The organism is Pseudoalteromonas sp. 5Ae-yellow, from assembly GCF_014077565.1.
Taxonomy (GTDB): Bacteria; Pseudomonadota; Gammaproteobacteria; order Enterobacterales; family Alteromonadaceae; genus Pseudoalteromonas.
Genome location: NZ_JACGWD010000001.1, coordinates 67,481 through 86,660 on the forward strand (window position 1 = coordinate 67,481; position 19,180 = coordinate 86,660).

Genomic DNA, 19,180 nt, shown 5'->3' on the forward strand with positions numbered 1-19,180 from the left:
TATTTAGTTGTTCTATATCAGAAATTTTTAACGCAGTTATCGTCAGATTTAATCCCTCAAATTGATTAAGTATTATTGAGGATAGGTATTACAGCTGCCATTATTTATTTACACTAATCCAGCTCAGCATGAGCTTATATAAAATATAAGCTTTGTAAGGTTAACTGCCTTGGTAAATATGCTCGTTAAGCGCTGCTTTTTCGTCAATGCTAAGCGCTTGCTTTGATTTAGCAATAAAATCGTACCTCACCATCACAGCTTTGCCTATTGCGCAGCATTTATCGTGTTGCCATGCTTCTTGCCTCAGCGTAAAAGAACTAGTCCCTATATGCTCTACAGAGGTTTTTACTGTCACTTCGTGGCCATAAAATAACTCGCCTACAAACGACACTTCAACTTTGGCGATAATCAATTTCCAATCATGTGGATTTAAGTCCGGTGTAAAAAACTTAAAAATAGGTCCACGCGCGACTTCAAACCATACAGGGAGTACGGTATTGTTAATGTGTCCGAGTGCATCTGTTTCGCTAAAGCGCGGCATCACTTTTTCAATAAACATAAAAATCCAATAATAATTATATAAAGGTAAACCATGACGGACTTTATACGCGTTATTAATAACGCATTAAGCGATGAGTTTTGCGATGAATTTATTTCCACATTCGCGCAAAGCCCGCATGTAAGACAAGGGGTAACATCGGGCGGTGTCGACTTAAAGAAAAAAGACAGCCACGACCTACACTTAAATAATCACCCCGAATATGCACAACAATTAAAACATATACAACAAACGACTGCACAGCATGTTTTTAAGTATGTTGAAGAGCATATTTTTATGATGATTGGGGCATTTGGCTTAAAGGTTTATCATCCAAAAACAGGCGAAGTAGTCGATTTAACCCAAGAGAATTTTGAAGAAGTGGGTAAACCGCAATTACCCGTTTTAGTTCAGCAAATTTTTAGACTCGGTAACATTCAAGCGCAAAAATACGAACTAAACAAAGGTGGCTACCCTTACTGGCACAGTGAAGTTTATCCGCAGCTACAGCACAATGAAGCTTTGCATCGCGTGTTGTTATTTATGTTTTACTTAAACGATGTAGAAGAAGGTGGTGAAACAGAGTTTTATTATCAAAACCGTAAAATCGCCCCTAAAAAAGGCACTATGGTAATAGCACCTGGCTACTTTACACATACTCATAGAGGCAATAAGCCAGTATCAAACGATAAGTATATTTTAACCTCGTGGGTATTGTTTAACCGTGCAGAACAAATATATGGTGCGCCTAAGAGTTAGCGCACCAAAATCAGTATTATTTAACCGAGCAGTTCATCAAATAAATTAAACAACTGATCTAGCTCTTCAATGGTGTTGTAGTGCATACAACCAATGCGCACTACGCCGCCTTTATCAAGCACATCTAATTGCTTGCACAACCCTTGCGCGTAAAAATTACCATCCCACACGCAAATATGCTGCTTACCTAGAAATTCTGAAACGGCGCGTGGCTCAAGCCCTTCAAAAATTAAAGCAAAAGTAGGTGTACGCTCATTAAGGCGATCAAAATCATCAATACCAAATAACTTAATACGTGGATAATTAACTAAGCGCGTTAAAAAGTGTTCGCTAAGCGCCATTTCGTGCTGCTTAGTTTTAGCAAAAGCAACGCTTAACTTTTCGCGGCGTGAATGGCTATCGTCAAGTTCGCTAATCGCTGCAATGTAATCAACAGCAGCAATAAAGCCCGCCATAGCTTCAAAGCTTTGTGTGCCGGTTTCCCAACGACCTGGTGCTACGTCTTTAGCTGGCTCAACCTTGTAAGGCGTAAACCCGTCTAAATGTTCTTTTTTACCGTAAACCATACCTAAATGCGGGCCAAAAAACTTATACGCAGAGCACGCTAAAAAGTCACAATCAAGTGCTTGCACGTCAACAAGTTCGTGAGGTGCATAGTGTACGGCATCAACATAAACAAGTGCACCTACAGCGTGAGCAAGCTCTACAATACGTTTAATATTATTAATTGAACCTGTGGTATTTGAAGCGTAAGTAACCGCTACAAGCTTAGTGTTACTGTTTAATAAGCTTTCAAATTGCGCCATATCTAAGCTGCAATCAGCTTCGTTAATTAAAGCCGTATTAACTTTAACGTCTTTATCTTCTGCAGCTTGTTGCCACGACGATACATTTGAGAAGTGATCGGCATTGGTTACAATTATTTCATCGCCAGCCTGCCAGTCGCGTGAAATTGCACGGCTAAAACTAAACGTAAGGCTGGTCATGTTTGGACCAAACACAATTTGTTGTGAGCTAGGTGCATTAAGTAAGTCAGCGGCGGCTTGGCGCGCATTCGCCATCAACTCAACCGTTTTATCACTTGAAAAAAACGCGCCACCTAAGTTCGAATTATAATGACCTAAATAAGCTGTCATCGCAGTAAGCACCGATGTTGGTACCTGCGAGCCACCTGGTCCGTCTAAAAATATTGGCGATTTACCATCAACGTTCTGCATTAATGCTGGAAACTGCTCACGTAATTGCGTTATGTTCATGCCTAACTTCCTTAAGACGTTAATACAAAACAATCCAGGTAACCTGGTTTGCTAGCATCAATTTTGTTCATAGGTGTTGCGTTATGCCACACTTGACGGTCGTTTATTAATGCAAACATGCCGTCTTTTATTTCCATTTTAAAACAAGGCTCAGCTTGCTTGTTTTCGTATACAAGCAGTTCGCCACCTTCTAAGTTCTCGTGAGAAACACCGCATATACATACATGGTCAAAACCATCTTGATGCACGCCTTCTGGCGCTGCAGGTGTATCGCTATCGATGGCAAGCATACGGAACTGATGAATTTCAATATCACGCTGCTCATCAATACCGGTAAGTTGGCGAAACTCATTTACAATGCTTTTCATGCCCTCTGACTCAAGTAAACTTTGCTCTAAGTTTTCGTAAGTGCGCTCTACATTACCTTGAAAAGTATTAATTGAATCGTCTTGAACAAATGCTTTGGCTTGCTGTAGCTTTATTTCACCATTTTGCATTTTAACTACTGAGTAACGACGTTTACGAAAGGCACCATCTGCATAAGGATTAGCAGGCAGGTTATCAAAAGAAGGCTTAATCAAATCAATATTTGCTTGGTTAACAAAACGTAGTTGCAGTAAATTCTGGTTGTTTAATGCTGTCATAAAATCTCGCCTAAAATAATGAGAATATTGATGAGGATTTTAATGCATTTTTATAGGAATTTTTGCGCTATTAATTACTTTAAAAGTAACTTGAGACTAGATTTAATACAATAATATAAAAAAGAAGCATGAACTATCTAATATTTATTTTAGCCAATAAAAAACCCGCCTAAGCGGGTTTTTAAACAAACTCTAAAAATTATACAGCTTGTTGAATAATCACGTTGTCTGCTTTTTTAGTGTAAGCAGGCATACGGTGGAAGTTCAAGTAACGGTATGTATCTGAAGCCGTTGCATTGATCTTCGCTGCATATTCTTGGTACTCAGCAGCTGTAGGTAGTCTACCTATGATTGCAGCAATTGCAGCAAGCTCAGATGATGCTAAGAATACGTTCGCGCCATTACCTAAACGGTTAGGGAAGTTACGTGTAGAGGTAGACACAACCGTTGCTTTATCTGCAACACGTGCTTGGTTACCCATACATAGTGAACAACCTGGAGTTTCGATACGTGCGCCAACACGACCAAAAATACCGTAGTAACCTTCTTCTGTAAGTTGATCTTTGTCCATCTTAGTAGGTGGAGCAACCCAAAGCTGAGTAGGAAGTTGACCTTTAAAGCCATCAAGCAACTTACCAGCAGCACGGAAGTGACCAATGTTAGTCATACAAGAACCGATGAATACTTCATCAATTTTCTCGCCAGCAACATCAGAAAGAAGACGCGCATCATCTGGGTCATTTGGAGCACAAAGAACTGGCTCTTTAATCTCAGCTAAATCAATTTCAACGATATGCTTGTACTCTGCATCAGCGTCAGCTTCCATTAGTTCTGGGTTAGCTAACCAATCTTGCATTGCAGTAATACGACGTTCAATCGTACGTACATCGCCGTAACCTTCAGAAATCATCCACTTAAGCATAACAATGTTAGACTCAAGGTACTCAGAGATAGACTCTTTAGATAACTTAACAGTACAACCAGCAGCAGAACGCTCTGCAGATGCATCTGATAATTCAAACGCTTGCTCAACAGTAAGGTGCTCAACGCCTTCAATTTCTAGTACGCGACCAGAGAATTCGTTAATTTTACCTTTTTTCTCAACTGTTAATAAACCTTGTTTGATACCGTAGTAAGGGATTGCATGAACAAGGTCACGTAACGTGATACCTGGTTGCATTTCGCCTTTAAAACGAACCAAAATAGATTCTGGCATATCAAGTGGCATAACACCCGTTGCTGCTGCGAATGCAACTGCACCCGAACCTGCTGGGAATGAAATACCTAATGGGAAACGTGTATGTGAATCACCACCAGTACCTACGGTATCTGGTAATAACATACGGTTTAACCACGAGTGAATAATACCATCACCTGGACGAAGTGAAACACCGCCACGGTTCATGATGAAATCAGGAAGCGTATGGTGAGTGCTTACATCGATAGGCTTAGGATAAGCTGATGTATGACAGAATGACTGCATTGTTAAATCTGCAGAGAAACCTAAACATGCTAAATCTTTAAGTTCATCACGTGTCATAGGACCTGTTGTATCTTGCGAACCAACAGTTGTCATTTTAGGCTCACAGTACTGACCTGGGCGAATACCTGCAACGTTACATGCTTTACCAACCATTTTTTGCGCTAGTGTGAAGCCTTTATCAGAAACTTCTGTTGCTGTTGGTACCTTAAATATATCAGTTGCGCCTAAGCCAAGAGATGTACGCGCTTTATCAGTTAAACCACGACCGATAATTAGTGGAATACGACCACCAGCACGAACTTCATCTAAAATTACATCAGATTTAAGTTCAAAAGTTGAGATTACTTTGTCAGTACCGTGGCTCTTAACAACACCTTCGTACGGGTAAATATCGATTTGCTCACCCATGTTAAGCTCATCAACATTTAATTCGATTGGTAATGCACCTGAATCTTCCATTGTATTGAAGAAGATTGGAGCAATTTTATTACCTAGACATACACCGCCAACACGCTTGTTTGGTACGAACGGGATATCATCGCCCATGAACCAAAGTACAGAGTTAGTTGCAGACTTACGAGAAGAACCAGTACCAACAACGTCACCTACATATGCAAGTGGTAAGCCTTTAGTTTTTAATTCTTCAAGCTGAGAGATTGGACCTACTTCGCCTGGCTTGTCTGGTGTAATTCCGTCACGTTCAATTTTTAGCATTGCTAAAGCATGAAGTGGGATATCTGGACGAGACCATGCATCTGGTGCTGGTGATAAGTCATCAGTATTTGTCTCGCCAGTTACTTTAAATACAGTAACTGAGATCTTTTCAGCAACAGCTGGTTTATTAGTAAACCACTGCGCATTTGCCCAAGACTCAATAATTTGCTTAGCGAATGTATTACCCGCTTTTGCTTTTTCTTCAACATCGTAGAACGCATCAAACATAAGTAATGTATTTGAAAGGCCTTTAACTACGATTGGTGCAAGTGTTTCGTCATCAAGTAGGTCAATCATTGGCGCGATATTGTAACCGCCCAGCATTGTACCTAATAATTCTGCCGCTTTTTCTTTAGAAACAAGTGGAGAATTAGCTTCACCTTTAGCTACAGCTGCTAAAAATCCCGCTTTAATATAAGCAGCATCATCAACACCAGCTGGTATACGCTGAATGAACAAATCTAAAATGAATTCTTCTTCACCTGCAGGTGGGTTTTTTATTAATTCAATAAGATCAGCAGTTTGCTGAGCATCTAATGGCGCTGGTACGATACCTAACGCGGCACGTTCTTCTACGTGTTTACGATATTCTTGTAGCACAATATTGCCCTCTTGGTGACGTGAAAGTATCCGGTAGCGCTTTGGGCGCGAATAAGTTACCCAATACTTATAGTATTCTAACGCGTAATTATAAAGCTTTTATGGATAGATGAAAATCCATCCAGTTGCGCAACTGATTATACCGATTATAAATACTATGAATAGTGGTTGTGGTAAAAACTATTTTCATGAATACTTGTTAAGTAAGAATCATTACTGTTTATAAATATGCTCACTTTAATACACACATAAAAAAACCCAGCCGAAGCTGGGTTTTTCATAGATAAATAACTATTAACGCTTAACTTTTACTTTCTCTACTGTAGTCAATTGCGCTTCAACACGACGGTTTTCTGCGTTTGCAGCACGTGTGTTTGCTGGGTTCTTAAGGCGTGTTTCGCCGTAACCCATAGTAGAAATACGTGATTTTTTAATACCGTCTTTCGATAATTCAGCTGCTACATCTTTAGCACGCTTTTCAGAAAGCGATTGGTTATAAGTTGCATCACCAGGAGCAGAAGCATGACCTTCTAATACTACAGTTACTTCACTGTTCTCTTTCATGAAATTAGCAACTTGCTTGATATCATCGAAGAATTTATTTGGTACATCAGCAACGTCATGAGGGAAAGTCACTAATAACTTTACAGTTACTTCTTTATCTTCGTATACAGTACAACCTTTAGCATCAACAGCATCTACCATTGGAGTGTTAGCACACTCGTCGTTAGCGTCAATAACACCATCGTTATCACTGTCTGATGGAGCTGCAGCAACAGGTTCTGGAGCAGCCTGAACTGGCTCTGCTGGCGAAGAGTTCTGACCAAATAAGTAGTTAATACCTAATTTAGCACCTACGTCAGTGTAACCACGGTCAAGACCTTGGTATACAGATGTTTCAGCGTTAACAAATAAGCCATCTGTAATGAAATGTTGGTAACCAACACCTGCATTTAAGAACGTATTATCTGTAGCTACTTGCATTTCCTTAACACCGAATAAACCGTAGAAAGGGCCGCCACCAAAGTGGTAAAGAGCATCAATACCGTAACGTTCGCCATCAACATCGTCACGATTACCATTTGGGATCGGAGCTGCTAAAAATGCGTTAAAATCCATGTCAGCATACTCAAGGCGTGCGCTCCAGTAATCACTGAAACGGTAACCAACTTCAGCACCCCAACTTGCAGACTCATTAACTTCTAAGTCTTGGTACATGTTTAAATTTTTCCAAGATGCGTCGTAGTAATCACCAAACACACCAATGTAGAAACCTTCTTCTTTATCTGCAGCAAATGTAGATGCGCTAGTTGCAGCCAACGCGATAGCGATTGTAAGTGATTTTAATTTCATTGTTTTCTTCCCATTTTTAACAACTAATAAATTGTAGCTAATCAATACTAGCTCAATCAGTTTTATATAGACTAACTGAGCCTTTGTTAATCAATACTTAACGAAAAATAAAGTTTATAACTTTTTTCAATACCCTGTAACAACACACAACCACTTACTATAGGCGAAATTAAAACTTTATTGAAAAATAAGTATAGTAGTTTTTGTAGATTAGTATTGAGCAAGGAATGTAAAGCAATTAAATAAAATACACTTAGTATATGCACAGAAATATTGCCTCACTTTAATTCGGCGCATAATACCACCTGATCTTGCATTCCCAAACATATATGCTCACATTTGGTTGAAAAATGACTCTTTTGAATCATGTAGTTACATTGATTTCTAATAGTTAAGTACCACAAAAAGTCTGGTAATCATTATCATTTATCGGTGCAGCCTGAAACTCTGATAGCTTTTCATCATCAGAATACGGGTTATCCGCTATTCTCATAAAGCGCTGTAGCAACTCACTAGACCCTGCAGCATTATACTCTGCAATTATTTTTTCGATCACATGATTACGAGGAATTACACGAGGATTTGCCGCTCTCATTACTTCATAACTATTATCGTCGGTTAAGCTTACCCACTTAGCTCTCCATTCAATTAGCGACTCAGGTATTACTGTTTCTTCTTTTAAGGATTCAGTAAGCGCATCGAAGGTATTGGTGTAATCGAGCTGGTTATCTTTTAATAGTGTTAGCAACTCTGCGATTAACTCGCCATCACTGCAGCTAGATTCATTTAAACCCAGTTTTTGTTCCCACATAGCAGTAAACTCAATATTAAATTGCTCAGCAAAGCTATTAATGTATGGCGTCATTAACGTAACAGCCTGCTCGTCATCATCATTAATAAGTGGTATTAAACTCTCGGCCAAGCGTGCGCAGTTCCAGTTAGCTATATTAGGTTGATTACCGAATGCATAGCGGCCTTGTTTGTCTATAGAGCTAAATACGGTATCAAAATCAAAGCTATTCATCATGGCACACGGACCGTAATCAATGGTCTCTCCGCTAACTAGTGTATTATCTGTATTCATTACTCCGTGAATAAAGCCAACACGCATCCAGCTCACAACTAGCTTAACTTGGTTTTTAATCACAGCGCCTAAAAATGCTAAATAGCGCTGTGGTCCTGTGTCGGTTATTTCTGGATAATGTCGCTCTATAGCTAAATCAGCTAAATTTTTAAGCCCTTCAACATCGCCTTGCGTCGCTAAATATTGAAACGAGCCAACGCGAATATGACTGGTTGCTAAACGAGTAACTATTGCGCCTGCTTGTGGTGGGTTACGATAAACCGTTTCACCGCTGCCAACGACCGCTAAACATCGGGTAGTTTTAATGCCTAGTGCATGCATTGCTTCGCTCATTACGTATTCACGAATAGCGGGCCCAAGTGCACAACGGCCATCACCCCCTCTTGAATAAGGAGTAGCGCCAGAGCCCTTCAATTGAATATCCCATAACTGGTTTTCATTGTCAGTAACAGCCCCTAATAAGTGGGCTCGTCCGTCACCTAAACGTGGTGAAAAATGTCCAAATTGGTGCCCAGAGTAACCAAGTGCTACTGCAGGAATCGCCTGCTTTTCATTACCGCTAAAAGTATTAGCACGTAAATCATCAGCGACATTAATATTAAACTGTTTTGCTAAGCTCTCGTTCCACAGCAATAACTGAGGGGAGGCAACACTTGCAGGGAAATCTTCAATCGCGAAGTTTTCCGCAATATCTGTGTATCTTGGCACTAATTTCATGGTAATTCCTATTATTGCTGACTTATACCCACGCGGTTATCACCTACACCATAGGCCACAATTAAGCTTAGCTCTTGCATACTTAAACCACTTTGCTTTTGCATTTCATTAAAAAAGGCTTGGGCTGCACTCAGTGATTTTTTGGTTTGTAAGCCGCCGTCTATAATTTTATGAGCACGCAAATAATTCTCTACATCGCGTGATAGTAAAAAAGTATCTTTACCAAGTGCTCGTAGCGCATAAGGCCCTGTATTTCCGCCTAAACGCGAACCATGCTTTTTTAAATACGCCCATAAACCAATAATATCGTCTGTTGGCCAACTAGCGACAAACTGGCTAAAACTGCCATGTTCTTGTGCTATTTCGTGGATCATGTAAGCATTTTCGGTAATTGTTTTTACTTTTTTATAGTTACGAACAATTCGCTCATCCGTTGCTTTTTGTTCCAGCATATCGGGTGGCATCATTAATAACTTATCAACGCTAAAATCCCAAAAAACCTCTCTAAAGCCTGCCCACTTATTATTTATGACTGACCAATAAAAGCCGCTTTGAAATACTTTTCGAGTAAATTCTTCAAGCCAATCGTCGTCACTTAACGTGCTTAGTTGTTTTTTAGATAGCGGTTTTGCAAGTAATAACTTAAGCATTTTTTCAGAGCCTTTTCGCTCTACCGCTCGCTTATAAATATCGCTAAATTTTTCCATACTAATTAAATACCTCACTACTTATATTGCTAGTGTACGAGAAAAGCACCTAATACGTAACCACCCCTCTTTTCGATGAATTAATCTGTATTTAGTCGCTTGACACCTAGACGGCTAAAATGCTTTAATCGCCGTAATTACCCTATTTAAATTGCACAGGTTTGTAAGTTTTACTCTATAAACAGGTGCAAAGGGCTAGAAGAGGTGCGTTATTCAGGTAGCGTATGTTAGGAGCGCAAACTCCAGTGAGCATACGTGAGGGGAATTAACGCCGAGAAGTAATCACTTTTGCGAAGTGTTTATTTCGGGCGACTAGGTTGAACCCTAGCGACTGTCACCAATAGCTGCTTATAACAAGCAGCTTATTAGTTTGGTGGAGAGCTTCTGGTCTTAAATATTAAGGCCGTGCGCCCTATTATTTTAAGCCCATTCGCTCTTCGAATTATTAGTTCGAACGATGTTAATGCGGCTCCTTCCATAAAGCTTTTTAACTCTTCGAATAATACCAATTACATTAAATTAGTTATCGCTAAAATGATCACGTTTTTAATAAAATTGGTACAAATTATAAGTTCGTGAGAGATGATCAACAACTTCAATTTAAACGACTACTCACTGTGGACCGCGCTCGTTACGCCATTTGATCAACACGGCGATGTTGACTACAACACGTTAACTAAGCTGGTTAGCGAGCAAGAAGCGGCACATAACGGTATTCTACTACTTGGTAGTACGGGCGAAGGCTTGGCGCTAACGCAAGAAGAGCAGCAAGCCATTGTTGAACACGTATGCCAGCTAAAACCAGCGGTACCATTAATGGTTGCTGTGGGTGGTAGTAACTTAAAGCAACAAATTGAGTGGGTTAACTATTGTAATACACTACCCATTCATAGCTTTTTACTTGGCTCACCCCTTTATGCAAAGCCCGGCGCTATAGGCCAAACTCATTGGTTTGAAAGCCTACTTAATGCAAGCGCTCACCCGTGTATGCTTTATAACGTACCGGGGCGCAGTGCTGTTAGCATCCCAACGGCAACAATTCAAAACTTACAAAACAATAAAAATTTATGGGCGTTAAAAGAAGCGAGCGGCAGCATTGCTCAGTTTGAAGCTTACCGCCAAGCTGCGCCTAATTTAGCTATTTTTAGTGGCGACGATGCGCTAATGCCTTATTTTGCACAAGCAGGTGCAAAAGGCTTAGTGTCGGTAGCTGCAAATGCATGGCCCGCACAAACTCACGAGTTTGTTAAACGCAGTTTAAGTGGTCAACATCCTAATTTATTTGCTCAGTGGACTAGTGCCATTAATAGCCTATTTGCTGTCGCAAATCCCATTCCCGTAAAGGTATTGATGCATTTACAAGGCCGCTTAAGCAGCCCGCAACTTCGTCCACCTTTAACACACCTTGAGTTAACTCAAACCGATTGCATCACAACTGCAAACAACACCATTTTATCTTGGCATTAAATACAGGTTTTTATAATGAGCTGGTTAGAACTATTAAATAATTTAGAATCGGGCGCAGTACGCGCAGCATCACAAAACGAAAGCGGCCAATGGCAAGCTAACGTAGAAGTAAAAAAAGGCATTTTAGAAGCCTTTAAAAATGGCACTAATACTGAGTTTGCAGGCGGTTTTGTTGATAAACACAACTTAGCTCCACAAGAGTTTAGTACTGATGATGGCGTGCGTATGGTGCCGGGTGGCTCTAGTGTTCGCCGTGGTGCTTATGTTGCTAAAGGCACGATTATTATGCCACCAGCGTATGTAAACATCGGTGCATATATCGACGAAGGCACAATGGTAGATAGCCACGCATTAGTTGGCTCGTGTGCACAAGTAGGTAAAAACGTACATTTAAGTGCAGCAGTGCAGCTTGGTGGTGTACTTGAGCCAATTGGTGCAAGCCCAGTAGTTGTCGAAGACGATGCATTTATTGGCGCAGGCTGCGTTATTGTTGAAGGTGTAGTCATTAAAAAAGGCGCAGTGCTTGCACCAGGCGTGCGTTTATCTGCGACTATTCCAGTTTACGACTGCGTAAACGAGCGCCAACTAGATAAAGGCGAGCCTATTCCTGAATATGCCATTGTAATACCGGGCTCTCGTCCTGCGTCAAACGAATGGGCACGTAAGCAAGGTCTAAGTATGTCGTGTGCGTTAATTGTCAAATACCGCGACGAACAAAGCGATGCATCATTATTACTTGAAGAGGTTTTACGATAATGAGCTTTTTGAGCACGCCTATCAAAACTGCTGTAAATACTATTACACAACAACTTGATACACCTTTTTTTGTTTACGACTTAGATAAACTAAACACGCATCTTGCGCGTTTAGTTGCACAAACCGACGTAAAACTTTGGTACGCCGTAAAAGCAAACCCACTGTCTAAAATTATTCAAAGCTTAGACAACGCCGGTTTTAATTTTGACGTAGCAAGTAAAGGTGAGCTTGAGCAAGTATTAGCACAAGGTATTAGCTCACAGCGCGTGCTCAACACGGGGCCTGCAAAAAGCCCCAAACAAATTAAACACTTTATTGAGCGCGGCGTACGTATATTTGTAGCCGAAAGCCTCAATCAAGTCCGTTGGTTAAACCAACAAGCACAACTACAAAACACGCAGTTACAAGTACTTTTACGTGTACAGTTGCGCTGGCCTGAAGGTGAAAAAAACCCATTGGGTGGCGACAGCCTTACCCCATTTGGTTTGGGTTGTGATGAGTGGCAAGCACTCAATGTAGCTGACTACCCTGCGCTTAAATTTGACGGCCTGCATATTTTTCAGTGGGGCAACATGCTTAGCACGCAAAAGCTAAGCGACTTGTGGTCACAAATGATTGCACCTCTTAGCCAACTTGCCAGCGATTTAAATATTAGCTTTAAGATTCTCGATTTAGGCGGCGGTTTAGGTATTCCTTATACACAAAACGAAGCAACACTTGATTGGGATGACTTAATTGCTGCGCTCGCTAAAATTAAAAATGATGCGGGTGTAGAAGAGCTATGGATGGAACTTGGTCGCTATGCCGTTGGCGAATGCGGTCATTACGCAAACCCAGTAGTAGAGCGCAAACAAAACTACAATCAAGAACAAGTAATTTTAAGCGGCGGTATAAATCACTTATTACGCCCTGCTGTTACCAGCCAAGATTTCCCTGCTGCGTTACTGCGTGAATCCAGTGCAAAAACTCAAGCGGTCACTTTATACGGCCCACTTTGTACAGCGCTTGATTGCTTGGGTGAACATAACTTACCAAGCGATTTAAATGAGTACGACTGGCTAGTGTTTAGCCAATGCGGTGCTTACGGCTTTACCGAAAGTATGCCGTATTTTTTATGCCATGAGCTAGCTGGCGAGTACACCTTGCAAAACGGTACACTTACCTGTGTTCGCCAAGCCGAAAATGCCAGCCACTACTTAAGGTAATAATCATGAGTAATACAACACACATTAGCCAAGAGAACATTGTAGTAGGGGAAGTTGCAAACGGCTTACCACTTACAATTCCTGTGTATCGTTTAAAAGGTGATGGCACAGGGCCAAGTGTTTACATTCAGGCCAATATGCATGGCGCTGAAGTGCAAGGTAACGCAGTTATTTTTCAGCTGCTTGAGCAATTAAAACACCTTAACCTTAGTGGCGATATTACCCTTGTACCTTATGCAAATCCGATTGGTTGTAATCAAAAATCTGGCGAGTTTACCCTTGGCAGGTTCGATCCGATTACGGGCACTAATTGGAATCGCATGTATCACTACAATAAAAATTTAGTGGCACAGTTTGCACAAAATCATACTCAGTATGACGACGCTACATTAAAAAGTAACTTCAAACAGGCACTTATTGACGAAGTAGACAGCAAACTTAACGGCCCTGCTTATTTACTCAATACGGGTAAACGCATTGCGCTTAACTTACAAAAGCTCGCTCATCAGGCTGATATAGTACTCGATTTACACACAGGCCCTATTTCAAGCAAGCATCTGTACTGCCCAAGCTATGCAACCGACAGCGCACGTTACTTTAATATTGAACATGTATTGCTTATTCCTAGTGATTTTGACGGCGCTATGGATGAAGCTAACTTTTGCCCATGGTGGCATTTAAGTGATGCACTTAGCGGACAAGGTCGCGAATTATCAATACCTGTAGAAGCATTTACTGTAGAGCTAGGCAGCCAAGAAAAAATAGACTTAAAAGAAGCATTAAACGATGCAAACAGCATTTTAAGTTACTTAAATCACAAAGGCGTATTACAAAACGCACCGCATACGCCAGCTAATATGACTCGTTATGCATGTAATTTAGATGACTACTTTGCCTATTACGCCCCTATTGGCGGCATGGTTGAATACTTAGCCCCACTTGGCGGGCACATTAAAGCTGGTGAGCCTATTGCCAATATTTTACGCATGGAGCGCTACTTAAGTGAGCAACCATTGCAAACACTTACTCTTGATTGCGATGCAATTGCTATTTTGCACTTTGCCTCAGCGAGTGTTAATCAAGGTACCGAGCTTTATAAGTTTTTTACTAACATATTTGAGCTTTAGCTCACCCTTCTCATTGCTTGAGAGTAATACCAATTGCATTAAATTAGTGATCTATTATAGCGATAAGGAAATAGCTTAATAACAAGGCTAAAATTATGGTACATAGTTGTTCTATATAAATAATTTTTAACGTAGTTAGTGAGTTATTTAATACGCTAGAATGATCATGTTTTTAATAAAATTGGTATAAATTAACTAAAATAATTAATCTGCATTAAAAAAGCGGCCTAGGTCGCTTTTTTTTCTGTTCTATATTTACTTTATATACGTATAATGATTGCTGTGAATACAAATTCAGTAAAAGTTCACCGTTACATATGTAAAAAGACGTTATAATTAAATTAACGCATACAACAACCCGAACTCACAAGGAATTACAATGAGCTGGCGCCACTGGATCACACTTACTACCTTAATAAGTACAGCGACCTTCGCACAAGAAGAAGTTGCCACAAACGAGCAAGATAACGACATCGAACTTGTAAAGCAGTGTATTTTAAATGAAGTAATTGGCGGAGACGGTAAACAGACATTAGACGATCTTCGTAAAAAGTGTTCAGCTCTTGAAGAAAACAAACAACTTACCGCGCTTGATAAACGCCAAGCTCGAGAAGAAGTCGGTAAAAAAAATAGAAACGTAATTACGCCACATAAGCGTAACTATATTTTACCGCTTTCGTACGTATCACACCCAAACGATCGCCCTTTTGATGGTTTTGACGAATTAACAGATGATAACGATGGCGAGCCACTAGACAACCTAGAAGCAAAATACCAGCTTTCAATCAAAGTGCCTCTATATGATGACTTTTCTGATGAAGACCAAGCCATATTTTTTGGCTTTACTCTGCAATCTTACTGGCAGCTTTATAACTCAGAAATCTCTTCTCCATTTCGTGAAACCAACTACGAACCAGAAATATTTTGGATAAACTACCTCGACCCAGAAAACGTATTATGGGGCGACGAAATGGCAATTTCACTAGGTATTTCGCATCAATCAAATGGTCGCAGCCAGCCAAACTCGCGTTCGTGGAACCGTATTTATGCAGACTTTATTTGGGAAAACAGAGGTTTTGTTTTTAGCTTTAAACCTTGGTATCGCATAAGCGAAGATACTAAAGAAGACATACTTGATGCTAAAGGCGACGACAACCCAGACATATACAAATACATGGGCTATTTTGAATTTAGTGGTGCATATCGTCTTAACGATCATGAATTTAGCTTCATGACGCGTAACAACTTAAATTCAGAAAACCGTGGTGCAATTCAACTCGACTGGTCATTTCCATTATGGGGTCGCGTTCGTGGTTATGCACAATACTTTAACGGTTATGGCGAAAGCTTAATTGATTACAATGCGGATGTAGAACGTATTGGTGTCGGTATATTATTAACCGATTTGCTGTAATACTTCCCTAAGTTTTACGCACAAAAAAGCCAAGCATTGCTTGGCTTTTTTGTGTTTTGAACAGCTAAACAGTTATTTTTTTACTACAAACTGCCCTTCAAATTCTGCAACCACGTTATCACCATCGTAAATAGTTACTGGCACTACGTAACTTGCTTTACCGTCGGTTTCTAAATCGCTTAACTTGCCCTTACAGGTTTGTATATCAACACAACCACGTGGGTCGGTAGTAAGCGGTTTTAAGTACTTAATGTTAGCATCGGCCAATACAATATTACCTTCAAGCCCAGCTTCTTTAAGTGCTAAGTACGTAGCGCCCCAACCTGTTAGCGTGGCCAAGCTATAAATAGACCCTGCAAACATCGTGTTATGTAGGTTTAAGTTGGCGTCAAGGTCGGCACTGGTTGTAAATTGCCAATCGGTATAGCTTTCTACCTTAATGCCCATCGCGTCACTAATTGGAATAGACTCACGCCATATATTTTGTAGTACTTGCGTCCAATTAGGGTGGCGGAACCAACCTGGTTCACATGGCTTTTGCTTTACCATTTTAAAGTGTTGAACATCGCCATACGCTAAATGCGCTTTTTCTTTTAGTTCATAACCGTGGCGCTTATAAAACTCAAGTGCTCGTTCGCGTGCAAACAATACAAGCTCACCGGCATTTTGAACCCATGCAATTTTTTCAAGCTCGTGCAGTAAGCGACTACCAATATGCTGGTTACGATTACCCTCAGCAACTGCCATATAACGCACTTGTGCTTGCTCATGATTGTTAAAGTGCAAACGTGCTACGCCTAGCACTTCACCTTCTTTATTTTTTATAAAGCGATGCTCAGAATCTTGTTCCATATCGTCTTGTTCAGAGCCACGAGGCTCGCCCCAAGGCGCGCGTAATACCTGCCAACGCAATTGATAATACGCTTGCCAATCTTCGCTACTTTGTGGGGTGCTTACCTGAAACATACATACTCCTTTTGTTATATAAGCCGCAAATAAAAGTCAAAAAAGGCTACGGCGCTATACTAATCATATTGATTATCTACCAAGCTAAAAAAATAAAATAATTAAATTGATTGGTATTATTATGGCAAATACCATACTCCATCCTAAAAAAACTGCAAATACGACTTTGGTGATGCCTGCAAAATAACGTAAAAAATAATAGCAAAGGGCATTGCGCTTTAACGTTGCTAGTTTATGCTGAGAATATGACTGAAAAAATCAATTATATAAATTCACTGACTGGTTTGCTAAGCGATCGATTTATTGAAAATAGCCACAGCATTGGTCAGTTAATCTATTGGCATAAATGCAGTGGTGAGCACATTCAAGTACGTGAGCACGAGCAGTTACGCTGGTTACTTATTAACGACACTCTTCAGTCTGTTGTTGATTTAAATAATCCGAGCTTATTACTTTTTCCGCATTTATTGTACTTAGATAAGCATTGGCAAGCTCTTAAGCCGCCACAAAATGTGTTAGAACTTGGCCTTGGCGGTGGAGCAATTCGTAATTATCTACAACATAAATACCCTAAAGCACAAATAACATCGGTTGAAAAAAACGCCGATATTATTAATTGCTATACCCAGTTTTTTTCGTCAAATAAAAATGAGCAACTGCTTTGCGCCGATGCGCAACAGGTTTTAAAAAGTGCGCTAAATGTTGATTGGGTTATTCTAGATTTATTTAGCCAAATAGATGCACCTCGATTTTTATTTGAAGAGGCATTTTATAAAAAAATCTACTCGGCTTTAAATAACAACGGCGTGCTATTTATTAACTTTTTATCGCAGCATGAGTCGCAATTAAAGCAACTTCAGCAGCTGTTACTCGATGTATTTGGTTGTAACGTCAGCCCGCAAAAAATTACGGGCTATGTAAATCATATTGTCGTGATCACTAAAAAAGAGGCATAAAAATAGGCTTAAACAGATAAGTTAAACGTAACGGGCCCGTCGTTACACAAGCTTACTTGCATATCGGCACCAAACTCACCTGTGGCTATTGTAAGCCCCAACTCTTTAGCTTGAGCAACAAAGTACTCGTAAAGCTCATTAGCTTGGCTTGGCGTTGCCGCAGATGAAAAACTAGGGCGCATACCCTTTTTAGTGTCAGCCGCTAGCGTAAATTGCGAAACCACAAGTAACTCACCTTTAATATCTTTAAGGCTTAAGTTCATTTTGTCGTTTTCGTCAGTAAAAATACGATAATTACTTACTTTGTGTAAAAGCTTGTCGGACGTTTGCTTGTCGTCGTGTTTTTCAACACCTAATAGCAACAATATACCATTGCCAATTTCGCCTACTACTTGGTTATTAATTTCTACTTTGGCATGCTTTACACGCTGTATTAAACCTTGCATTTAAACTGTGTCCTTTATTGCTGGTTCATCATCTTCTAGTTCAAGCTCAGGTGTTTCTGGAATATCATTTGGGCTAATGCACGCTGTAAATTCAGCGCCAAGCAAAACAACTACCCACGACAAATACACCCATACAAACAAAATAGGAATGGTAGCTACTGCACCATAAATAACTTCGTACGAAGGAAAATGGCTAATATAAAGTGCAAACCCTTTTTTAGTCAGCTCAAATAAAAGTGCCGCAAAAAAAGCGCCAGGTATTGCCGCTCTAAACGACACGCGCGTATTAGGCACTAAGGTGTAGAGCATAATAAAGCCCACCATCGAAATCCCGTACGGCAATAACTTTAACAAAAATCCGCTAAACCCAGGAATACCCTGATCTGCAAACGATACCAACGATACAATGTAAGAGGTAACACCAATACTAGCTCCGAGCAACATAGGCCCTAAGCTCAAAACCATCCAGTACACAGCAAATGAGATCATCATTGGGCGTTTTTTCTTAATTCGCCAAATTCGGTTTAATGTGGCATCTACATTGCGTATTAACAGCAACGCAATGGCCGCTAAAAAACCAATACCAACCGCCGTCATTTGATTAGCATTGCCCGCAAAGGAGCTAATGTGCTCTCTAATAACATCGGTAGAGGTAGGGACAAAGTTGGTAAACAAAAAGCTCTCAATTTCCATGCGAGTAGATTCAAAGCCCGGAAAAGCCGAAAATATAGCAACACCCACCGCAATTAATGGCACTAACGACAGAAGTGTCACGTAAGCAAGGTAACCTGCATTAACCGTTATCTGATCGTCTATACAACGATTAAAATACTGCATCCACCAACCAGGCTGCTGGCGTATAAAGGACTTAACTTGCTGTTTGTAATGTGAGAGCTTATCATTCATACAATTGACTTGTGCTTATATAATTTTGATTATAATAACAATCAGCGCCATAATTTACAGCACTAACGCACGTAAACAGGAA

General features: G+C 40.3%; 17 protein-coding genes and 1 riboswitch. Of the genes, 7 read left to right on the forward strand and 10 right to left on the reverse strand.

What is annotated here, in order from left to right; all coding sequences use genetic code 11:
• Positions 1-160: 160 nt before the first annotated feature.
• The gene (locus H4J63_RS00295) at positions 161-559 is read right to left on the reverse strand and encodes a thioesterase family protein (RefSeq protein ID WP_002958811.1); all 399 of its coding nucleotides are present in this window, start codon (positions 557-559) and stop codon (positions 161-163) included.
• 33 nt (positions 560-592) lie between these two features.
• On the opposite strand from H4J63_RS00295, the gene H4J63_RS00300 reads away from it, so the two are divergent.
• On the forward strand, positions 593-1,297 hold the full coding sequence (locus H4J63_RS00300) for a 2OG-Fe(II) oxygenase (RefSeq protein ID WP_182193729.1): 705 nt from the start codon (positions 593-595) through the stop codon (positions 1,295-1,297).
• A 20-nt stretch (positions 1,298-1,317) separates the two neighbouring features.
• Here H4J63_RS00300 and H4J63_RS00305 read toward each other — a convergent pair whose 3' ends face one another.
• The 6 genes from H4J63_RS00305 to H4J63_RS00330 all read right to left on the reverse strand — a co-directional run bounded on the left by H4J63_RS00305 (position 1,318) and on the right by H4J63_RS00330 (position 9,855).
• Positions 1,318-2,553, reverse strand: coding sequence for a cysteine desulfurase-like protein (locus H4J63_RS00305; protein WP_182193731.1), 1,236 nt, complete (start codon positions 2,551-2,553; stop codon positions 1,318-1,320).
• A gap of 11 nt (positions 2,554-2,564) precedes the next feature.
• Positions 2,565-3,197 (reverse strand): 2OG-Fe dioxygenase family protein, encoded by a 633-nt coding sequence (locus H4J63_RS00310; protein ID WP_182193733.1) that lies wholly within the window; start codon positions 3,195-3,197, stop codon positions 2,565-2,567.
• A gap of 199 nt (positions 3,198-3,396) precedes the next feature.
• Positions 3,397-5,994 carry a bifunctional aconitate hydratase 2/2-methylisocitrate dehydratase gene (acnB, locus tag H4J63_RS00315; RefSeq protein ID WP_182193735.1) on the reverse strand — a complete coding sequence of 866 codons (2,598 nt, stop codon included), beginning with the start codon at positions 5,992-5,994 and terminating at the stop codon, positions 3,397-3,399.
• Positions 5,995-6,288: 294 nt separating this feature from the next.
• Positions 6,289-7,347 (reverse strand): OmpA family protein, encoded by a 1,059-nt coding sequence (locus tag H4J63_RS00320; RefSeq protein ID WP_182193737.1) that lies wholly within the window; start codon positions 7,345-7,347, stop codon positions 6,289-6,291.
• 391 nt (positions 7,348-7,738) lie between these two features.
• Complete coding sequence (locus H4J63_RS00325) at positions 7,739-9,148, reverse strand: YdiU family protein (RefSeq protein ID WP_182193739.1); 1,410 nt, start codon at positions 9,146-9,148, stop codon at positions 7,739-7,741.
• Positions 9,149-9,159: 11 nt separating this feature from the next.
• On the reverse strand, positions 9,160-9,855 hold the full coding sequence (locus H4J63_RS00330; RefSeq protein ID WP_024606520.1) for a DNA-3-methyladenine glycosylase I: 696 nt from the start codon (positions 9,853-9,855) through the stop codon (positions 9,160-9,162).
• Positions 9,856-10,046: 191 nt separating this feature from the next.
• Positions 10,047-10,247, forward strand: a riboswitch (Lysine riboswitch).
• A 190-nt stretch (positions 10,248-10,437) separates the two neighbouring features.
• Between H4J63_RS00330 and dapA the strand changes: the two genes are divergently transcribed.
• The 5 genes from dapA to H4J63_RS00355 all read left to right on the forward strand — a co-directional run bounded on the left by dapA (position 10,438) and on the right by H4J63_RS00355 (position 15,824).
• Positions 10,438-11,322, forward strand: coding sequence for a 4-hydroxy-tetrahydrodipicolinate synthase (gene dapA, locus H4J63_RS00335; RefSeq protein WP_024606521.1), 885 nt, complete (start codon positions 10,438-10,440; stop codon positions 11,320-11,322).
• 15 nt (positions 11,323-11,337) lie between these two features.
• Positions 11,338-12,078, forward strand: coding sequence for a 2,3,4,5-tetrahydropyridine-2,6-dicarboxylate N-succinyltransferase (locus H4J63_RS00340; protein ID WP_024600030.1), 741 nt, complete (start codon positions 11,338-11,340; stop codon positions 12,076-12,078).
• Entirely contained in the window at positions 12,078-13,283 is a 1,206-nt protein-coding gene (locus H4J63_RS00345) for a PLP-dependent decarboxylase (RefSeq protein WP_182193741.1), read from the forward strand. Before H4J63_RS00340 ends, H4J63_RS00345 begins: the two co-directional genes overlap by 1 nt.
• 5 nt (positions 13,284-13,288) lie before the next feature.
• A complete protein-coding gene (locus H4J63_RS00350) occupies positions 13,289-14,410 on the forward strand; it encodes a succinylglutamate desuccinylase/aspartoacylase family protein (protein WP_182193743.1) in 1,122 nt (373 codons plus the stop codon).
• Positions 14,411-14,789: 379 nt separating this feature from the next.
• Positions 14,790-15,824, forward strand: a complete 1,035-nt coding sequence (locus tag H4J63_RS00355) for a phospholipase A (protein ID WP_182193745.1) — start codon at positions 14,790-14,792, stop codon at positions 15,822-15,824.
• 72 nt (positions 15,825-15,896) lie between these two features.
• Here the strand turns inward: H4J63_RS00355 and H4J63_RS00360 are convergent, their stop codons facing one another.
• Positions 15,897-16,790, reverse strand: a complete 894-nt coding sequence (locus H4J63_RS00360; RefSeq protein WP_182193747.1) for a bifunctional GNAT family N-acetyltransferase/hotdog fold thioesterase — start codon at positions 16,788-16,790, stop codon at positions 15,897-15,899.
• A gap of 245 nt (positions 16,791-17,035) precedes the next feature.
• Between H4J63_RS00360 and H4J63_RS00365 the strand changes: the two genes are divergently transcribed.
• Positions 17,036-17,746: a spermidine synthase gene (locus H4J63_RS00365; protein ID WP_182193749.1), complete on the forward strand. Its 711-nt coding sequence runs from the start codon at positions 17,036-17,038 to the stop codon at positions 17,744-17,746.
• A gap of 8 nt (positions 17,747-17,754) precedes the next feature.
• On the opposite strand, the gene dtd is transcribed toward H4J63_RS00365, so the two are convergent.
• Together dtd and H4J63_RS00375 are read right to left on the reverse strand one after the other, a co-directional pair.
• Positions 17,755-18,192 carry a D-aminoacyl-tRNA deacylase gene (dtd, locus tag H4J63_RS00370; protein WP_024600024.1) on the reverse strand — a complete coding sequence of 146 codons (438 nt, stop codon included), beginning with the start codon at positions 18,190-18,192 and terminating at the stop codon, positions 17,755-17,757.
• Positions 18,193-19,098: a virulence factor BrkB family protein gene (locus H4J63_RS00375; RefSeq protein WP_024600023.1), complete on the reverse strand. Its 906-nt coding sequence runs from the start codon at positions 19,096-19,098 to the stop codon at positions 18,193-18,195.
• Positions 19,099-19,180: the final 82 nt, after the last annotated feature.